Source organism: Allobosea sp. 117, from assembly GCF_000702305.1.
In the GTDB taxonomy this organism is placed as follows: domain Bacteria; phylum Pseudomonadota; class Alphaproteobacteria; order Rhizobiales; family Xanthobacteraceae; genus Ancylobacter.
Window position 1 is genome coordinate 44,231 of the sequence record NZ_JNLC01000010.1, and the last position, 15,219, is coordinate 59,449.

Here is a 15,219-nt window from a genome sequence, read left to right on the forward strand (position 1 = left end):
GATGACCCATCCCTCCTTCATCAGCGTCCATCGCGGCACCGCGCCGCTCGTCGTCTCGCTGCCGCATACCGGCACCGACATCCCGGACAAGATCGCCGGTGACCTCGTCTCGCCGTGGCTGGCGCGCAAGGACTGCGACTGGTGGATCGAGACGCTCTACGACTTCGCCGCCGAACTCGGCGCCAGCGTGGTGCGGACCTCGGTGTCGCGCACCGCCATCGACGTGAATCGCGATCCGTCCGGCGTCTCGCTCTATCCGGGGCAGGCGACCACCGAGCTGTGCCCGACCACGACCTTCGACGGCGAGCCGCTCTATCTCGACAGCAAGGGCCTGGACGTCGCCGCCCGCCGCGCGGCCTATTTCGATCCCTACCACGCCGCGCTCGCGGCCGAGATCGAGCATGCCCGCTCGGTGCACGGCACCATCGTCCTCTATGACTGCCATTCGATCCGCTCGGTGATCCCGCGCCTGTTCGAGGGCACCTTGCCGAACTTCAACATCGGCACCAATTCCGGCGCCGCCTGCGCCCCCGAGCTGCAGGCCGCCATCGAGGCGATCTGCGACGCCACCGAGTTCTCGCGCGTCAGCAATGGCCGCTTCAAGGGCGGCTGGATCACCCGCCGTTACGGCGCGCCCGAGCGCGGCGTCCACGCCGTGCAGATGGAGCTCGCCTGCCGCACCTACATGCCCGAGCCGCTGGGGCCGGTGGATGAGGCGAGCTGGCCGACGCCGTACGACCCCGCTTATGCCGCGCCGGCCCGCGCGGCGCTGATCGACATTCTCAAAGCGTGCCTCGCCTTCGCACGCTCGCACGCCTGAGGAGCCTCACCATGACCCGCATCGACAACACCCGCGTCATCCGCGCCGCCCACGGCACCGAGCTCTCCGCCAAGAGCTGGCTGACCGAGGCGCCGCTGCGCATGCTGATGAACAATCTCGATCCCGACGTCGCCGAGCGGCCGGGCGAGCTCGTCGTCTATGGCGGCATCGGCCGCGCCGCGCGCGACTGGGAGAGCTTCGACAAGATCGTCGGCGCACTGAAGATGCTGGAGGGCGACCAGACGCTGCTGGTGCAGTCCGGCAAGCCGGTCGGCGTGTTCCGCACCCACAAGGACGCGCCGCGGGTGCTGATCGCCAATTCCAACCTCGTGCCGCACTGGGCGACCTGGGACCATTTCAACGAGCTCGATAAGAAGGGGCTCGCCATGTACGGCCAGATGACCGCCGGGTCGTGGATCTATATCGGCGCGCAGGGCATCGTGCAGGGCACCTACGAGACCTTCGTCGAGATGGGCCGCCAGCATTTCGGCGGCAACCTCAAGGGCAAGTGGATCCTCACCGGCGGTCTCGGCGGCATGGGCGGCGCCCAGCCGCTCGCCGCCACCATGGCGGGGGCGAGCTGCCTCGCGGTGGAGTGCCGGCCTTCCTCCATCGAGTTCCGCCTGCGCACCGGCTATCTCGACACCCACACCACCGACATCGACGAGGCGCTGCGCCTGATCGACGAATCCTGCAAGGCGGGCAAGCCGCTCTCGGTCGGCCTGCTCGGCAACACCGCCGAGGTGCTGCCCGAGCTGGTGAAGCGCGGCGTGCGGCCCGACATGGTCACCGACCAGACCTCCGCCCATGACCCGGTGAACGGCTATCTGCCGATCGGCTGGACGCTCGGCGAATGGGAGGACCGCAAGCAGTCCGACCCCAAGGGCGTCGCCAAGGCGGCCAAGGCCTCGATGGCGGTGCATGTGAAGGCGATGCTCGAGTTCTTCCACGCCGGCATCCCGACGGTGGACTACGGCAACAACATCCGCCAGATGGCGCTGGAGGAGGGCGTGTCGAACGCCTTCGACTTCCCCGGTTTCGTGCCGGCCTATATCCGCCCGCTGTTCTGCCGCGGCATCGGTCCCTTCCGCTGGGCGGCGCTCTCCGGCGACCCGGAGGACATCTACAAGACCGACGCCAAGGTGAAGGAGCTAATCCCGGACAACGCCCACCTGCACAACTGGCTCGACATGGCGCGCGAGCGCATCCACTTCCAGGGCCTGCCGGCGCGCATCTGCTGGGTCGGCCTCGGCGACCGGCACCGGCTCGGCCTCGCCTTCAACGAGATGGTGCGCAAGGGCGAGCTGAAGGCGCCGATCGTGATCGGTCGCGATCATCTGGACTCGGGCTCGGTCGCCTCGCCGAACCGCGAGACGGAAGCCATGAAGGACGGCTCGGACGCGGTGTCCGACTGGCCGCTGCTCAACGCTTTGCTCAACACCGCATCCGGCGCGACCTGGGTATCGCTGCACCATGGCGGCGGCGTCGGCATGGGCTTCTCGCAGCATTCCGGCATGGTGATCTGCTGCGACGGGACGCCGGAGGCGGATGCCCGCATCGCCCGCGTGTTGTGGAACGACCCGGCGACCGGCGTGATGCGCCACGCCGATGCCGGCTACGAGATCGCGATCGAATGCGCCAAGGAGCACCAGCTCGACCTGCCCGGCATCCTCGGCTGAGAGCGGGCAGGGGCTGATGCGGATCCTGCGCGCCGCCGATCACAAGGTGATGCCGTGGAAGAACGGCGGCGGCTCGACCACCGAGATCGCCGTCGCGCCCGCCGGCGCCGGGCTCGGCGATTTCGACTGGCGCGTCAGCATGGCGGGCGTCGTCGAGGACGGGGCGTTCTCGCGCTTTCCGGGCATCGACCGCACGCTGGCGGTGATCGAGGGCGCTGGCATCGAGCTGGTGACCGCAGGCCGCGAGCCGGCTCGGCTGACTCTGGAGAGCGCGCCCTTCGCCTTCGACGGCGCGGCGCAGACCTCGGCGCGGCTCATCGACGGGCCGATCCTCGACCTCAACGTGATGACCCGGCGCGGGCGCTTCGCCCACGAGGTGCGGCGCCTCGCGAGCGGCGAAGAGGTGACCACGCGCGGCGAGGCCTCCCTCGTGCTCTCACGGATGGACGGGCAGGAGATCCTCGTCGACGGTTCGCCGGTCCGGCTCGACATGAACGACGCGGCGCTCTTCGAGGAGGCCGGACGGCGCCTGACGCTGCGGCCCGGACCGGGCGGCGCCTTCTTCGTAGTACACTTCACGGCGGCCTCGGCAGCCATCTGAGACAGAGGGAACCAGAACCATGAAGCGTCAGGACAGGCTGAAGCTCGGCACCTTCGTCTACACCTTCGGCTACAATCCGGCCGGCTGGCTGCATCCGGCTTCCGACGTCAACGGCGCCAACGACATCCGCCATCTCGCCAAGGTGGCGCGGATGTCCGAAGAGGCGAAGTTCGACTTCATGTTCATCGCGGATTCGCCCGCCGCCGCCATCGGCGATCCCGAGGCGCTGTGCCGCCTGCCGACCAAGATGAACCGCTTCGAGCCGCTGACGCTGATCACCGCGCTGACCCAGTCGACCTCCAGGCTCGGCTTCGTGGCGACCGCCTCGACCTCCTATTACGAGCCCTACAACATCGCCCGCATCTTCGCCTCCATCGACCATCTGTCGGGCGGGCGGTCCTGCTGGAACGTCGTCACCTCCGACCATGACGAGACCGGCTACAACTTCAACCGCGAGGGGCTCGACCCGCACGCGCTGCGCTACGAGCGCGGCAAGGAATTCGTCGATGTGGTGTTCGGGCTGTGGGACAGTTTCGAGCCCGACGCGCTGCTGCTCGACCGGCAGAGCGGGGTCTATTACGACAAGGACAAGCTCCACACGCTGAACCACAAGGGCAAGCACTTCCAGGTGCGCGGGCCGCTGAACATCGCCGCCACGCCGCAGGGCCGGCCGGTGATCGCGCAGGCCGGCGGATCGGAGGCCGGCATCGAGCTCGCCGCCGAGACCGCGGAACTCGTCTTCTCTCTGGCCTCGAACCTCGAGCGCAGCCGCGATTTCTACGCGACGCTCAAGGGCCGCATGGCGAAGTTCGGCCGCGCTCCCGACGACCTCAAGGTGATGCCGGGCGTGGTGCTGAATGTCGGGCGCACCGAGGCGGAGGCGCGCGAGAAGGTCGAGTTCCTCGCCAATGCGCTGCACCCCGACGTCGGCCGCACCATGCTGGCCGAATTCCTTGAAGCGGACCTCACCGGCGTGCCGCTCGACGCGCCGTTCCCGAAGGACCGGCTGCCGGCCGCGCCCAAGGGCTCCAAGGCGCTGTTCGACGAGCTGACCGACTTCGTCATGAAGGGCCACACGGTCGGCGAGCTGATCCGCCTGTTCAGCGAGAAGCACACCGGCAACGGCATCACCGGCACGCCGAAGGTGGTTGCCGACTTCATGGAGGAGTGGTTCGAGAGCCGCGCCGCCGACGGCTTCATCCTGATGTTCCCGACGCTGCCCTCGGCGCTGGAGGACTTCGTCGAGCTCGTGCTGCCGGAGCTGCGCCGGCGCGGCCTGTTCCGCGAGGAATATGAGGGCACGACGCTGCGCGCCAATCTCGGCGTGTCGCTGCCCGAGAACCGCTACGCCCGCGCCCGCCGCCTCGCCGCGACGCCGGCCGCCTCCTGAGGCGGAGGTCGTCACAGGGGCGGCCGGTCGGCGGGCTAACCTGGCGCGTGGCAATCCCGGCGCCTCGCCCGTACAAAAGGCGATATTGTCTATACATATTTGCTTATGCTAGAGACCTCGGCGCCGGATTGGCGGGCCGCGCAGCGGCAGGGCGCCGCCGGCGGACGCCGACGAGTTGGCGGATAAATTGCACGGGACGCCGCGGGTGCCGCCGGCCGGAGACGATCCGGGCGGGGCGCATCCGATGGTGCGATGATCCGGCCGCGCGGCACGGGCTAGGCTCGCCTCACGGGCTGTGCTCACCTGTCGAGGCGGCGCAAGCGGGGACGAATGTTCGATACGGCGATCATCATCAAGTCCCTGCCGATGCTGCTCGGCGCCTCCGTCTGGACGGTGATCTACTCCCTGACCTCGGTCGCGATCGGCTTCTGCATCGGCACGCTGATCTGCGCCATGGGGCTGTCGCGTTCGGGCGTCGGGCGCGCCGTTGCCGCTTTTTACGTCAGCTTCTTCCGTGGCGTGCCGCTGCTGGTGCAGCTCCTCATCTCCTATTACTGCCTGCCGCTGATCGGCCTCAACGTGCCCTCCTCGGTGGCGGCGGTCGGCACGCTGGCGCTGTGCACCGGCGCCTATCTCGCCGAGATATTGCGCGGCGGCTTCCTCGGCATCCCGCCGGGGCTGATCGAGGCGGCGCGCATGGTGGGGCTTTCCCGCGCGCAGATCCTCACCCGCATCGAGGTGCCGCTGGCGGTGCGCCTCACCTTGCCGGCGCTGGTCAACGAGACCACGATGATGGTGAAGGCCTCCTCGCTGATCTCGGTGGTCGGCGTGCTGGAGCTGACGCGCCTCGCCCAGAACATCGCGACCTCGACCTTCCAGCCGCTGGAGATCTATCTCACCGCCGGGGCGATCTATTTCGTCATCAACGGGGCAATCACCTTCCTCGCCTCGCTGCTGGAGCGGTCCTTCCGCGTGGAGAAGGCGGCATGAGCTTCAATCCGGCCATCCTCACCGACAACTGGGCCGCCATCCTCGACGGCATGGTGCTGACCATCGTGATCTGGGCGGCCGGCACAGTGATCGGCCTCGCCGTCGGCCTCCTGGTCGCCATCGGCCAGCTCTTCACCAATCGCTGGGTCGCCGCGCCGCTGACCCTCTATGTGGCGGTGATGCGCGGCACGCCGTTCCTGATCCAGCTCTTCGTCATCTATTATGGCGGCCCGTTCTTCGGGCTGGACCTCTCGCCGCTCACCGCCGGCATCGCTGGGCTCGGGTTCTATGGCGGGGGCTATTTCGCCGAGATCTTCCGTGCCGGCTTCCTCTCCGTGCCGCCCGGGCAGATCGAGGCGGCGCGGATGATGGGCATGTCGCGCTTTCAGATCATCCGCCACGTGCAACTGCCGCAGATGCTGGTCATCATCCTGCCGGCGCTCGCCAACATGACGGTGCTGCTGTCGAAGGAGACCGCCGTGCTCTCGGTGATCACCGTGAACGAGCTGACCTCGGTGATCCAGTCGATCGGCTCCACCACCTTCGCCTTCGCCGAGACGCTGCTGTTCCTGGCGGTGGTCTATTGGGCGTTCCTCGAAATCGTCACCGCCGCCGCGCGGCGCCTGGAGAAGCGGGTCGGCCGCTTCACCCTGCGCGGGCAGCACTGACCAAGGATCTGAGATGAGCGAGCAACCGATCATCGACGTGCGCGGCGTCTGGAAGCGCTTCGGAACCGTCGAGGTGCTGCGGGGCATCGACCTTGCGATCCGCAAGTCGGAGGTGGCCTGCATCATCGGCCCCTCCGGCTCCGGCAAGTCGACGCTGCTGCGCTGCATCGCCTTCCTGGAGGCCTATAGCGAGGGCGAGATCTATATCGAGGGCGAGCTGCTCGGCTACATGCTGGACGGCGGCAAGCGCATCCCGGCCTCGGATTCCGAGGTCGCGCGGGTGCGGCGCAATGTCGGCTTCGTGTTCCAGCAGTTCAACCTGTGGCCGCACATGACGGCGCTGGAGAACGTCGCCGCGCCCCTGCGCCTCGCCCGCGGCATACCGCGCGAGGACGCCGCCGGGCGCGCCCGGCGCATGCTGGAGAAGGTCGGCCTCGCGCATCGCGCCGAGGCCTATCCCAGCCAGCTCTCCGGCGGCCAGCAGCAGCGCGTCGGCATCGCCCGCGCGCTCGCCATGGAGCCGCACATCATGCTGTTCGACGAGCCGACCTCGGCGCTCGACCCGGAGCTGGTCGGCGAGGTGCTGCAGGTGATGCGCGACCTGGCGAGCGAGGGCATGACCATGGTCGTCGTCACCCACGAGATGGGCTTCGCCGCGCAGGTGGCCGACAAGGTGCTGTTCATCGATCACGGTAAGATCGCCGCCGCCGGCTCCCCGCACGAGGTGTTCCGTCGCGACGAGAATCCGCGGCTGCGCCAGTTCCTGCAGAATTATTTCGACCGCAACGTCTTCTGGCAGAACGCCGGAGAGGCCGGTATCGGGTGACGCGGGCGCGCCCGGCACGGCGAGGCGCGCATTGCGCGCATAATGCTGTTATGTCTATACTTAATCGACGTTTCAACAAGCCTGCCCGGCGGACGCCGGAAGACAGCGAAACGGGGAACAGGAGAGACGAGATGACTGACGTCACCCGGCGGTCCGCGCTGAAGCGCGCCGCGCGTATCGCAACCTTCGGCCTTGCCGCGACCATCGCCCTCGCCGGCGCCGCGCGCGCCGAGGACATCCTCGCCAAGGTGAAGGCGAAGGGCGAGCTCACGGTGGGCACCGAGCTGCAGTTCGCGCCCTTCGACTTTATCGAGGACGGCAAGCAGGCCGGCATGAACAAGGAGATCTTCGCCGAGATCGGCAAGGAGCTCGGCGTGAAGGTCACCTTCCTCGACCTGCCCTGGCCGAGCGTGCTGCCGGGCCTCGAGGCCGGCAAGTTCGACATGGTGGCCGGCCCCGCCACCATCACCAAGGCGCGCATGGAGAAGTACCGCTTCACCTCGCCGATCGCCAACGCCACCGTGGCGATCCTGAAGAAGAAGGGCGACACCTCGATCACCAAGCCGGAAGACATCGCCGGCAAGAAGGTCGGTTCGGCCAAGGCGACCGCCCAGCTCGCGCAGTTGCAGGAATTCGCCAAGACGCTGCCGACCGCCCCGACCATCCAGGAATATGTCGACTTCAGCCAGTCCTATGCCGACCTCGGCAACGGGCGCATCGTGGCGGTGGCGAACTCGCTGCCGAACATCGCCTTCCTCGCCAAGTCGAAGCCGGACGTGTTCGAGGTGGTCGAGCCGCCCTTCGGCAAGCCGGTCTATTTCGGCTTCATCGGCACCAAGGCGGACGACGCCAAGTCGCTGATGGACGCCGTCGACGGCGTCATCATCAAGATGAAGCACGATGGCCGCCTCGCCGCGCTGCAGAAGAAGTGGTTCGGCACCGAGATGGCCACCCCGGACCAGGTCACCGAAGCCAGCTTCTGAGCGACGCTTCACCGTTCCGATAGATCGTGATGGCCGGGCTTGTCCCGGCCATTCACGTTTCGGGGGCAGGCTTGCCGGGGGGCTCGCCTCTCACCCCTGCGGCGAGAAGCGGGCGGCGAGGTTGTAGTGGTCGCCGCGGAATAGCTGCCGGGCATAGGTGATGGTGTCGGCGCCGCGCCAGGTGCGGCGTTCGAGGCACAGGCAGGGCGCGCCTCTCGGCAGCTCCAGCTCGCGCGCTTCGCGCAGGCTGGCGCCGACCGCGCTGATGCGGTGCTCGGCCTCGGTCCAGGGCACATGGCCGAGCAGCCAGGAGCCGGGCGGCACGGTGGAGAAGTCCGTCTCCGCCGCCTCCGGCACCACGGCGAGCGCGATGAGCCGGTCCTCCAGCGCGAAGGGCTTGCCGTCCGCCAGATGCCGGCAGCGCAGATCGAGCACGTCGGTGCCGGCCGGAAGCTCGGAAGCGAGCGGGTCGCGCGGTCCGGTGCGGCGCCGGCGGCGGAAGATCAGCTCGTAGCCATATTCCGCGCCGCGCCCCGTCACCTCCTGCGGAATGTCGGGGATCTGCAGCACCGCCGACTGGATGCGCGGCTGCGCCACGAAGGAGCCGGCACGCCGCCGGCGCTCGATCAGCCCCGCTGCGGCGAGGCCGGCGATCACCTTGTTCACCGTCATGCGGGCGCAGCCATACTGCGCCATCAGCTCGTGCTCGAAGGGGATACGGTGGCCCGGCCCCCATTCGCCCGAAAGGATCTTCGCCTCGATGTCGGAGCGGATGCGCTGGTGCAGCGCGAGGGCCGGAACGGTCGCCGGAGCCATTCTGACAGTTGTGCTCAACGCCGCCTGCGCTCCAGTGACAATGCCTTACGCCGCGCCCCTTGTGGTGCCCGTCAACCTAAACGGCTAATATGTATAGACATTTAGTCGACAACCGCAAGCGCTCTAATGATTGCTGTCCCGGCCGCCGGGGTGACGGCGCCGCGCCGATATGGTTCGAAGGGCGGCATGCGAGTCGCTTCCGGCTCGATGGCCATTCCCGCGGAGAACCGCCCCTTGGAGATCGACTGCCGGCGGCCATGGCTGGTCGCCCGCCTGCCGGGCCCGCACCGTATGGTGAGCTGGTCGCTGAACCGCCCCGGATTCGTCGCGGCGGAGCGCGTGGCGTGGCGCGAGGTGCGCGATGCCGATCTCGCGCCCGGCGTCGATCCGGCGGCGTGGTTCGTCGCGGAACTGGCGCGTGAGGGTCTCGCCGACGCGGTGGGCATGATGACGGCGCGCGACGTCGGCAGCTTCGAGCGTCGCGCCGCCCATGCCGGTGCGGCGGGCGCCGAATGCGTGGTGACGCTCGGCCTGAACAACGGCGAGCGCGTCGGCGCGCGGCTCGCCGGCGAGAAGGCGTTCGCCGGTACCGTGAACATCCTGTGCCGCGCATCGGTGCCGCTCACCGACGCGGCGCTGCTGGAAGCCGCATCACTGGTCGCGCAGGCGCGCACCGTGGCGATCCTGGAGGCCGGCCATCGCCGCCCCGGCATGGTGGAGCCGGTGACCGGGACGGGAACGGACTGCATCATCATGGCGGCGCCGGCCGGCGGACCGGCGGAACCCTATGCCGGCATGCACACGGCGATCGGCGAGGCGGTCGGCGCCTGCGTGCTCGGCGCGACGCGGGCGGCGCTCGCGGAATGGATCGCCCGACGCGGCTAACCCATTCCTTCCAGCAGCTCTTCCATCGTGTCGACGAGCTGGTCGGCATGTTCGGTGCCGATGCAGAGCGGCGGGCGGATCTTCAGCACGTTGCCATATTGCCCCGCCGCGCCGATCAGGATGCCGCGCGTCCTGAGCCCGTTGATCAGCGCGCTGGCGATCTCGGGCGCCGGGCCGTCCTCACGGCCGAAGGCGACGCCGACATAGAGCCCGGCGCCGCGCACGGCGGTGATCGGCGCCTTCGCCTGTAGGCGCTTCAGCCGCCCGATGAGGTGGCGCCCGACCCGGTTGGCATTGCCGATCAGCCCGTCCTCCTCGATCGCCTCCAGCACGGCGAGGCCGGCCGCGGCGGCGACGGGGCTGGCGGCGAAGGTGTTGAAATAGCCGAAGTCGGCACAGAAATCGGCGAGGATCTCCGGCCGCGTCACCACGCCGGCGACCGGATAGCCATTGCCCATCGGCTTGCCCATGGTGACGATGTCGGGCGTCACGCCGTGGCGGGAGAAGCCCCACATGCCCTCGCCGGTGCGCCCGAAGCCCGGCTGCACCTCGTCGGCGATGAACAGGCCACCGGCGCGGTGCACCACCTCTACCGCATCGGCGAGGAAGCCTTCCGGCTCGGCGAACACGCCGTCCGAGGAGAAGATGGAATCGACCAGCAGCCCGGCGAAGCGGATGCCGCTCGCCTCCAGGCCGGCGATGGCGCGGGCCACCGCATCGGCGAAGCCGACCGCGACATTGTTGCCGAACACCGCCGGATCGGGCGGCGGCACCGTGCGTATATAGGGCGGCGGCGCGCCGCGCTTGTAGGAGGAGGGCGAGACCTCGGTCACCGCCGCGGTGTTGCCGTGATAGGCGGTGCGGGTGACGACGAAGCCGGTGCCGCCGCTCGCGCGCTTGGCCATGCGCAGCGCGAGGTCGTTGCTCTCGCTGCCCGTGCAGGTGAGCACGAGGTTCGACAGCGGCGCTGGGAAGGTTGCGAGCAGCTTCTCGGCATAGTCGTGCGAGACGTCGAACAGGTAGCGGGAATGGATGTTGAACAGCCCGACCTGCCGGCGCACCGCCTCCACCACCTTCGGGTGGCAGTGCCCGACCGAGGGCACGTTGTTGTAGAAGTCGAGATAGGCGCGCCCGTCCGAGGCGTAGAGATAGGCGCCTTCGGCCCGCTCGATCCTGAGCGGCTCGTCGTAGAACAGCACCGAGCCGGCGCCGAAGCTCTTGCGGCGGCGCTCCACCAGCGCGGCGACGTCCGGCGCGAGGGCGTCGGCCGGCCGTGCGCCGAAGGCGTTGAGATCGAGGATCTGGCGTTCGCTGGTGGTCATGGCACGGTCCTTCCGCCGTCCGGCGCGTAGCGGGCGAGGAAGGCGCGGGCGAGTTCCACCGTGCCCTCGGTGTAGGCGGTGCCCATCGCCTGCGCCGTCGGCGTCTCGGAATGCGAGGCGACCCAGGCGGTCAGCAGCATGCGCCGCAGCATGATGAAGACGGGGAGGATCTCGCACTCCTCGTCGGAGAGCGGCGTCACCGTGCGGTAGCCTTCCACCCATGCCTTCTGCAGCTCGGGGATGTAGGGCTCGTGCTCCGCGAAGCTCACCGCGGCGGCGAAGTCGTAGAGATACCAGGAGAAGCCGCAATCGTCGAAGTCGATCACCGACAGCGTCTCGCCGTCGACGATGAGATTGGCGACCCGCATGTCGGCATGGACGAGGCCGAAGCGGCCTTCGTCCTGTCCATAGGCGTCGGTGAGCTGCTTCAGCAACGCGGCGGTGCGCTCCAGAATCTCCTTGCCCTCGGGCGTGAGGCCGAGCGCGGCGCGCCAGTCGCCCCAGAGCAGCACCTCGCCGAGCATGGCATCGTAATCCCAGAGCTTGCGGGTGAAGCCATCCGGCCTCGGCCAGCTCTTTGCATGGGCGTGCAGCCGCGCGCTGATGGCGCCGAGCTCGCGATACCAGCGCGGCTGGTCCTCGCCCTCGGCCGGTTCGCGCCCGCGCAGCAGGCCGAAGGCAACCGCGTGGCGGGTGACGCCGCCATCGTCGAGGTCGGCGATCAGCTCGCCGTCGAGCTGCGGGATCGGGGTGAGCGTCGCCACCACATCTCCGCGTCCCAGCGCGGTGAGCCAGGCGAGTTCGGAGGCGATCTCGGCCCGGGTGTGGTAGCCGGGCCGATGCACGCGGAACACCACGTCGGCGCCGGATTCGGGATCGTGCGCCCGGAAGGTGGCGTTTTCCGAGATGGTGAGCAGCTTCAGCTCGCTGGCGCCGGAAAGCCCCCAGCGGGGCAGGGCGTCGCGCAGGCCGCCTTCCAGCCGTTCGAGGAAATCCGCGTGATACATCGTGTCGGTCATGTCAGCTTCATCAGCGTCGTGAGGTCGTCGAGCCTCATCACGTTGCAATAGATCATGTTGATGATTTCGAGCTCGCGCCGGTGCAGCTCGTCGGTCGCCGCCGCGCAGCAATCCTCCAGCACCACCACGTCGAAGCTCTCGTCGGCGAGGCTGCGCACCGTGGAGGAGACGCACTGGTCGGTGAAGATGCCGACGCAGATCACGGTGCGGATGCCGAGATTGGCGAGGATGAGCCGCAGATTGGTGCCGGTAAGCGCCGAATCGGTGGTCTTGGTCACCACGATCTCGTCGCCTTGCGGCGCCAGCGCCGGCACGATCTGCGAGGCCTCCCCGTCCTTGGGCAGCAGCAGATTGTTGAAGCCCGGCTTCTTCTGGCTCAGGGAGCGGTCGCGCCCATCCCGCGTCTGGCAGGCGATGCGGGCGAACAGGCACTCGACGCCGCGTGCGCGGAACAGGCCGAGCAGCCGCGCGATGTTGGGGATCACCTCGCCATGCATGCGCTCGTGGAACGGCGTCCAGGCGTCGTAATGCCCGCGCTCGGCATTGCTCACCAGCGCGGCCCGCTGGGGTCGGGCGAGATAGGTGTTCTGCACGTCGATGACCAGCAGCGCGGTGGTCGCCGGGTCGAGCTCGGGGTCGTCCGGCGGCGGTGCCAGCTCGTAATAGAAGGAGCGGTTGGCGGTCTTCCAATTCATGCCGCGGCTCCCTTTGCCGCAACGGCATGCCTGCCGAGGAAGCCGAGCAGCACGGCGTCATAGGCCGCCGGCTCCTCGTAGAAGGGCATGTGGCTGGAATTCGGGAAGACCACGAGCTCGGCCTGTTGCAGCCCCTGCTTCATGCGCAGCGCGCAGGCGGGCGTGATCTCGTCGTGCTTGCCGACCGTGATCAGCACCGGGCAGGCGATGCGGGGAAGCTCCGCCGTGCGGTTCCAGTCCTTGAGGTTGCCGATATAGAGGAACTCGTTCGGCCCCTGCATTGCCATGTAGGGCGCCATGTTCCAGTCGTTCAGCGAGGCCAGAAGAGGCGCCGGCCATTGCTGGAGGCGGCAGACGTGGCGGTAGTTCAGCAGTGTGATCGCCGCCTGATATTCGGGATGCTCGTAGGAGCCCTCCGCCTCGTGGGCGAGCAGCATCTCGACCGTCTCCGGGCCGAGCGCGGCGCGCAGGCGGTGCATCTCGGCCATCAGATGCGGCAGGTCGGCGGCGGTGTCCTCGAGGATCAGCGTCTTCAGCGCCTCGGGGTGGGCGAGCGCATATTCGATGGCGAGCCATCCGCCCCAGCTATGGCCGATGAGATGCACCTTGCCGAGCCCCAGCGCCCGGCGCACCGTCTCGGTCTCTGCGACATAGCGGGTGATGTTCCACAGGGCCTCGTCGTCCGGCCTGTCGGAAGCACCGCAGCCGAGCTGGTCGAAGGCGACGACGCGATAGCCGTGGCCGGCGAGGAAGGAATGCGCGTCGCGCAGATAGTCGCAGGGCAGGCCGGGCCCGCCATTGAGCAGGAACACGGTCTCCTCGCCCGCGCCGTAGCAATAGGCGACGACCTTGTGGCCGTCGACCTCGACCTCGATCCGCTCATCGGCGGGTTTGAGCTGCCACATCGCGCCGGCCTATCTCTTCGCCACCGTGACCTCGACGTGCGCCCGGTCGAGCGCGCGCCCGACCGTCCCGGCGGGCGCCTCGTCGGTGACCAGCCGCTGGATGTCGGGGATGCGCGCCCAGATGGCGAGCGAGGGTACGTCGAACTTCTTGTGGTCGGAGACGATGATGGTCTCGGCGGCCCGCTTCATCATCGCCTTGTAGACCCAGGCGGCCGGCGCCTCGGCATCGGCGAGCCCGTCCGTGGTGATGCCGGAGATGCCGAGTATGGCGCGGTTGACGTTGTAGTTCTGCAGGAACTCGACGGTCTCCGGCCCGACCATCATGCCTTCGCGGCCATTGTAGCGGCCGGGGCACATGATGACGTCGATGGTCGGGTTCGCCGCCACGACGGTGGCCACCGAGAAGGAATGGGCAATCACCGTGATGTCGCGGCATTCGGCCGCCACGCGCCGGGCGACATGGGTGGTGGTCGCCCCGGCACCGATGGCGATGACCTCCTTCGGCTTGATGAACTTCACCGCCGCCGCGGCGATCGCCTCGCGCTCGGCGACCATCAGCCGGTGCCGCTCGGTGACGGAGGGTTCCGAGCCGAAGGGCCGCACCGCTCCCCCGTAGGTGCGGTTGATGAGGCCGCGCTCCTGCAATTCGAACAGGTCGCGCCGGATGGTCTCGGTCGACACCTCAAGCTCGGCGGCGAGGTCGCCGACGCGCAGCGTGGCGGAGGCCTGCATCTCGGCGAGGATGCGCTCGTGGCGCGCCGCCTTGTCGAGGCGCGGGCGGCGCCGCTCGCCGGCCGGCAGGGTGTCGTCGCTGCTCATGCCAGCCGCCGCCGTCTGGCCAGCATGCCGATCACCCCACCGGCGAGCAGCAGGCTGGCGGCGCCCAGCGTCGCCATGGTGCCGAGCGCCGGCACCATCGGCGTGTAGCCGGCCACCATCTTGGCGTAGAGCCATTTCGGGATCGTGGAGTCGGCGCCCGCGGTATAGAGCGACAGCGGGAAGTTGCTCCACGACAGCAGGAAGGCGAACAGCATGCCGGACCAGATGCCCGGCCAGAGCAGCGGCAGCGTGACCTCGCGGAAGACCTGCAGCCGCGAGCAGCCGAGATCGAACGCCGCCTCCTCCAGCGAGGGGTCGAAGCCATAGACCTGGATGGCGATAACCAGCGTCACCACCGGCACGATCCAGACGAGATGCGCGAAGACGGCGGTCATCCAGCTCGTCTGGATGCCGAGCGCGCTGAAGCTGAGCAGAAGCGCGAGGCCGAGCACCGGCTGGGGGAAGAAGATCGGCAGCAGGATCAGCTTCTGGTAGAGCCGCCGGCCCCGCCAGTCGTAGCGGGCGAAGGCGAGCGCCCCGAAGGTGGCGATCACCACCGAGATCGCCGTCACCAAGAGGGCGATCAGGATCGAGTTCCGCACCAGCATGCCGATCTCGATGGAATCGAGGGTCTTCTGCCACCATTCGGTAGAGTAGACTTTGATCGGGAAGCCGAAATAGCGGCTCTTGTTGAAGCTCGCCAGCGCGCCGCAGACGATCGGCAGATAGACGACGACCAGCACGAAGGCCGTCCAGCTCCAGATGAAGGCGTTGCTGCGCCTCTTCGCGCGGTCCGACATC

At 68.6% G+C, this 15,219-nt stretch carries 16 protein-coding genes; 9 read left to right on the forward strand and 7 right to left on the reverse strand.

From position 1 onward, the window contains the following. Position 1 precedes the first annotated feature (1 nt). The 8 genes from hutG to U742_RS0102325 all read left to right on the forward strand — a co-directional run bounded on the left by hutG (position 2) and on the right by U742_RS0102325 (position 7,957). A complete protein-coding gene (hutG, locus tag U742_RS0102290; RefSeq protein WP_029349647.1) occupies positions 2–820 on the forward strand; it encodes an N-formylglutamate deformylase in 819 nt (272 codons plus the stop codon). An 11-nt stretch (positions 821–831) separates the two neighbouring features. After that, complete coding sequence (hutU, locus tag U742_RS0102295) at positions 832–2,499, forward strand: urocanate hydratase (protein ID WP_029349649.1); 1,668 nt, start codon at positions 832–834, stop codon at positions 2,497–2,499. A 16-nt stretch (positions 2,500–2,515) separates the two neighbouring features. Further along, positions 2,516–3,100: a HutD/Ves family protein gene (locus U742_RS0102300; RefSeq protein WP_029349651.1), complete on the forward strand. Its 585-nt coding sequence runs from the start codon at positions 2,516–2,518 to the stop codon at positions 3,098–3,100. Between the two features lie 19 nt (positions 3,101–3,119). Further along, on the forward strand, positions 3,120–4,490 hold the full coding sequence (locus U742_RS0102305; protein WP_029349654.1) for an LLM class flavin-dependent oxidoreductase: 1,371 nt from the start codon (positions 3,120–3,122) through the stop codon (positions 4,488–4,490). Positions 4,491–4,820: 330 nt separating this feature from the next. Further along, positions 4,821–5,480, forward strand: coding sequence for an amino acid ABC transporter permease (locus U742_RS0102310; protein WP_029349657.1), 660 nt, complete (start codon positions 4,821–4,823; stop codon positions 5,478–5,480). Further along, complete coding sequence (locus U742_RS0102315; RefSeq protein WP_029349659.1) at positions 5,477–6,148, forward strand: amino acid ABC transporter permease; 672 nt, start codon at positions 5,477–5,479, stop codon at positions 6,146–6,148. The genes U742_RS0102310 and U742_RS0102315 overlap by 4 nt, the downstream gene beginning before the upstream one ends. A 13-nt stretch (positions 6,149–6,161) precedes the next feature. Beyond that, a complete protein-coding gene (locus U742_RS0102320; protein ID WP_038360362.1) occupies positions 6,162–6,974 on the forward strand; it encodes an amino acid ABC transporter ATP-binding protein in 813 nt (270 codons plus the stop codon). A 131-nt stretch (positions 6,975–7,105) separates the two neighbouring features. Beyond that, positions 7,106–7,957 (forward strand): transporter substrate-binding domain-containing protein, encoded by an 852-nt coding sequence (locus tag U742_RS0102325; protein WP_029349662.1) that lies wholly within the window; start codon positions 7,106–7,108, stop codon positions 7,955–7,957. A 90-nt stretch (positions 7,958–8,047) separates the two neighbouring features. Here the strand turns inward: U742_RS0102325 and hutC are convergent, their stop codons facing one another. Continuing rightward, positions 8,048–8,773 (reverse strand): histidine utilization repressor, encoded by a 726-nt coding sequence (gene hutC / locus U742_RS0102330; RefSeq protein ID WP_029349664.1) that lies wholly within the window; start codon positions 8,771–8,773, stop codon positions 8,048–8,050. A gap of 186 nt (positions 8,774–8,959) precedes the next feature. Between hutC and U742_RS0102335 the strand changes: the two genes are divergently transcribed. Then, a complete protein-coding gene (locus U742_RS0102335) occupies positions 8,960–9,658 on the forward strand; it encodes an adenosylcobinamide amidohydrolase (RefSeq protein WP_197028150.1) in 699 nt (232 codons plus the stop codon). Here the strand turns inward: U742_RS0102335 and U742_RS0102340 are convergent. Genes U742_RS0102340 through U742_RS0102365 form a run of 6 tightly spaced genes read right to left on the reverse strand, consistent with a single transcriptional unit; the run spans position 9,655 to position 15,218 of the window. Then, positions 9,655–10,980: an aspartate aminotransferase family protein gene (locus U742_RS0102340; RefSeq protein ID WP_029349668.1), complete on the reverse strand. Its 1,326-nt coding sequence runs from the start codon at positions 10,978–10,980 to the stop codon at positions 9,655–9,657. The genes U742_RS0102335 and U742_RS0102340 overlap by 4 nt on opposite strands. After that, the gene (locus U742_RS0102345) at positions 10,977–11,999 is read right to left on the reverse strand and encodes a phosphotransferase enzyme family protein (RefSeq protein WP_029349670.1); all 1,023 of its coding nucleotides are present in this window, start codon (positions 11,997–11,999) and stop codon (positions 10,977–10,979) included. Before U742_RS0102345 ends, U742_RS0102340 begins: the two co-directional genes overlap by 4 nt. Next, positions 11,996–12,694 (reverse strand): cysteine hydrolase family protein, encoded by a 699-nt coding sequence (locus U742_RS0102350; protein ID WP_029349671.1) that lies wholly within the window; start codon positions 12,692–12,694, stop codon positions 11,996–11,998. The genes U742_RS0102345 and U742_RS0102350 overlap by 4 nt, the downstream gene beginning before the upstream one ends. Then, complete coding sequence (locus U742_RS0102355) at positions 12,691–13,599, reverse strand: proline iminopeptidase-family hydrolase (RefSeq protein ID WP_029349673.1); 909 nt, start codon at positions 13,597–13,599, stop codon at positions 12,691–12,693. The genes U742_RS0102350 and U742_RS0102355 overlap by 4 nt, the downstream gene beginning before the upstream one ends. 9 nt (positions 13,600–13,608) lie before the next feature. Further along, on the reverse strand, positions 13,609–14,418 hold the full coding sequence (locus U742_RS0102360) for a DeoR/GlpR family DNA-binding transcription regulator (RefSeq protein ID WP_029349675.1): 810 nt from the start codon (positions 14,416–14,418) through the stop codon (positions 13,609–13,611). Continuing rightward, positions 14,415–15,218, reverse strand: coding sequence for an ABC transporter permease (locus U742_RS0102365; RefSeq protein WP_029349677.1), 804 nt, complete (start codon positions 15,216–15,218; stop codon positions 14,415–14,417). The genes U742_RS0102360 and U742_RS0102365 overlap by 4 nt, the downstream gene beginning before the upstream one ends. Position 15,219: the final 1 nt, after the last annotated feature.

Bases quoted from the DNA above. Each gene is read 5' to 3' on its own strand.
- U742_RS0102305 (WP_029349654.1), top strand. From the start codon at position 3,120: ATGAAGCGTCAGGACAGGCTGAAGCTCGGCACCTTCGTCTACACCTTC.
- U742_RS0102325 (WP_029349662.1), top strand. From the start codon at position 7,106: ATGACTGACGTCACCCGGCGGTCCGCGCTGAAGCGCGCCGCGCGTATC.
- U742_RS0102300 (WP_029349651.1), top strand. From the start codon at position 2,516: ATGCGGATCCTGCGCGCCGCCGATCACAAGGTGATGCCGTGGAAGAAC.
- U742_RS0102320 (WP_038360362.1), top strand. From the start codon at position 6,162: ATGAGCGAGCAACCGATCATCGACGTGCGCGGCGTCTGGAAGCGCTTC.
- U742_RS0102340 (WP_029349668.1), bottom strand. From the start codon at position 10,980: ATGACCACCAGCGAACGCCAGATCCTCGATCTCAACGCCTTCGGCGCA.
- U742_RS0102355 (WP_029349673.1), bottom strand. From the start codon at position 13,599: ATGTGGCAGCTCAAACCCGCCGATGAGCGGATCGAGGTCGAGGTCGAC.
- U742_RS0102350 (WP_029349671.1), bottom strand. From the start codon at position 12,694: ATGAATTGGAAGACCGCCAACCGCTCCTTCTATTACGAGCTGGCACCG.
- hutG (WP_029349647.1), top strand. From the start codon at position 2: ATGACCCATCCCTCCTTCATCAGCGTCCATCGCGGCACCGCGCCGCTC.
- U742_RS0102315 (WP_029349659.1), top strand. From the start codon at position 5,477: ATGAGCTTCAATCCGGCCATCCTCACCGACAACTGGGCCGCCATCCTC.
- U742_RS0102360 (WP_029349675.1), bottom strand. From the start codon at position 14,418: ATGAGCAGCGACGACACCCTGCCGGCCGGCGAGCGGCGCCGCCCGCGC.
- U742_RS0102335 (WP_197028150.1), top strand. From the start codon at position 8,960: ATGCGAGTCGCTTCCGGCTCGATGGCCATTCCCGCGGAGAACCGCCCC.
- U742_RS0102345 (WP_029349670.1), bottom strand. From the start codon at position 11,999: ATGACCGACACGATGTATCACGCGGATTTCCTCGAACGGCTGGAAGGC.
- U742_RS0102365 (WP_029349677.1), bottom strand. From the start codon at position 15,218: ATGTCGGACCGCGCGAAGAGGCGCAGCAACGCCTTCATCTGGAGCTGG.
- hutU (WP_029349649.1), top strand. From the start codon at position 832: ATGACCCGCATCGACAACACCCGCGTCATCCGCGCCGCCCACGGCACC.
- hutC (WP_029349664.1), bottom strand. From the start codon at position 8,773: ATGGCTCCGGCGACCGTTCCGGCCCTCGCGCTGCACCAGCGCATCCGC.
- U742_RS0102310 (WP_029349657.1), top strand. From the start codon at position 4,821: ATGTTCGATACGGCGATCATCATCAAGTCCCTGCCGATGCTGCTCGGC.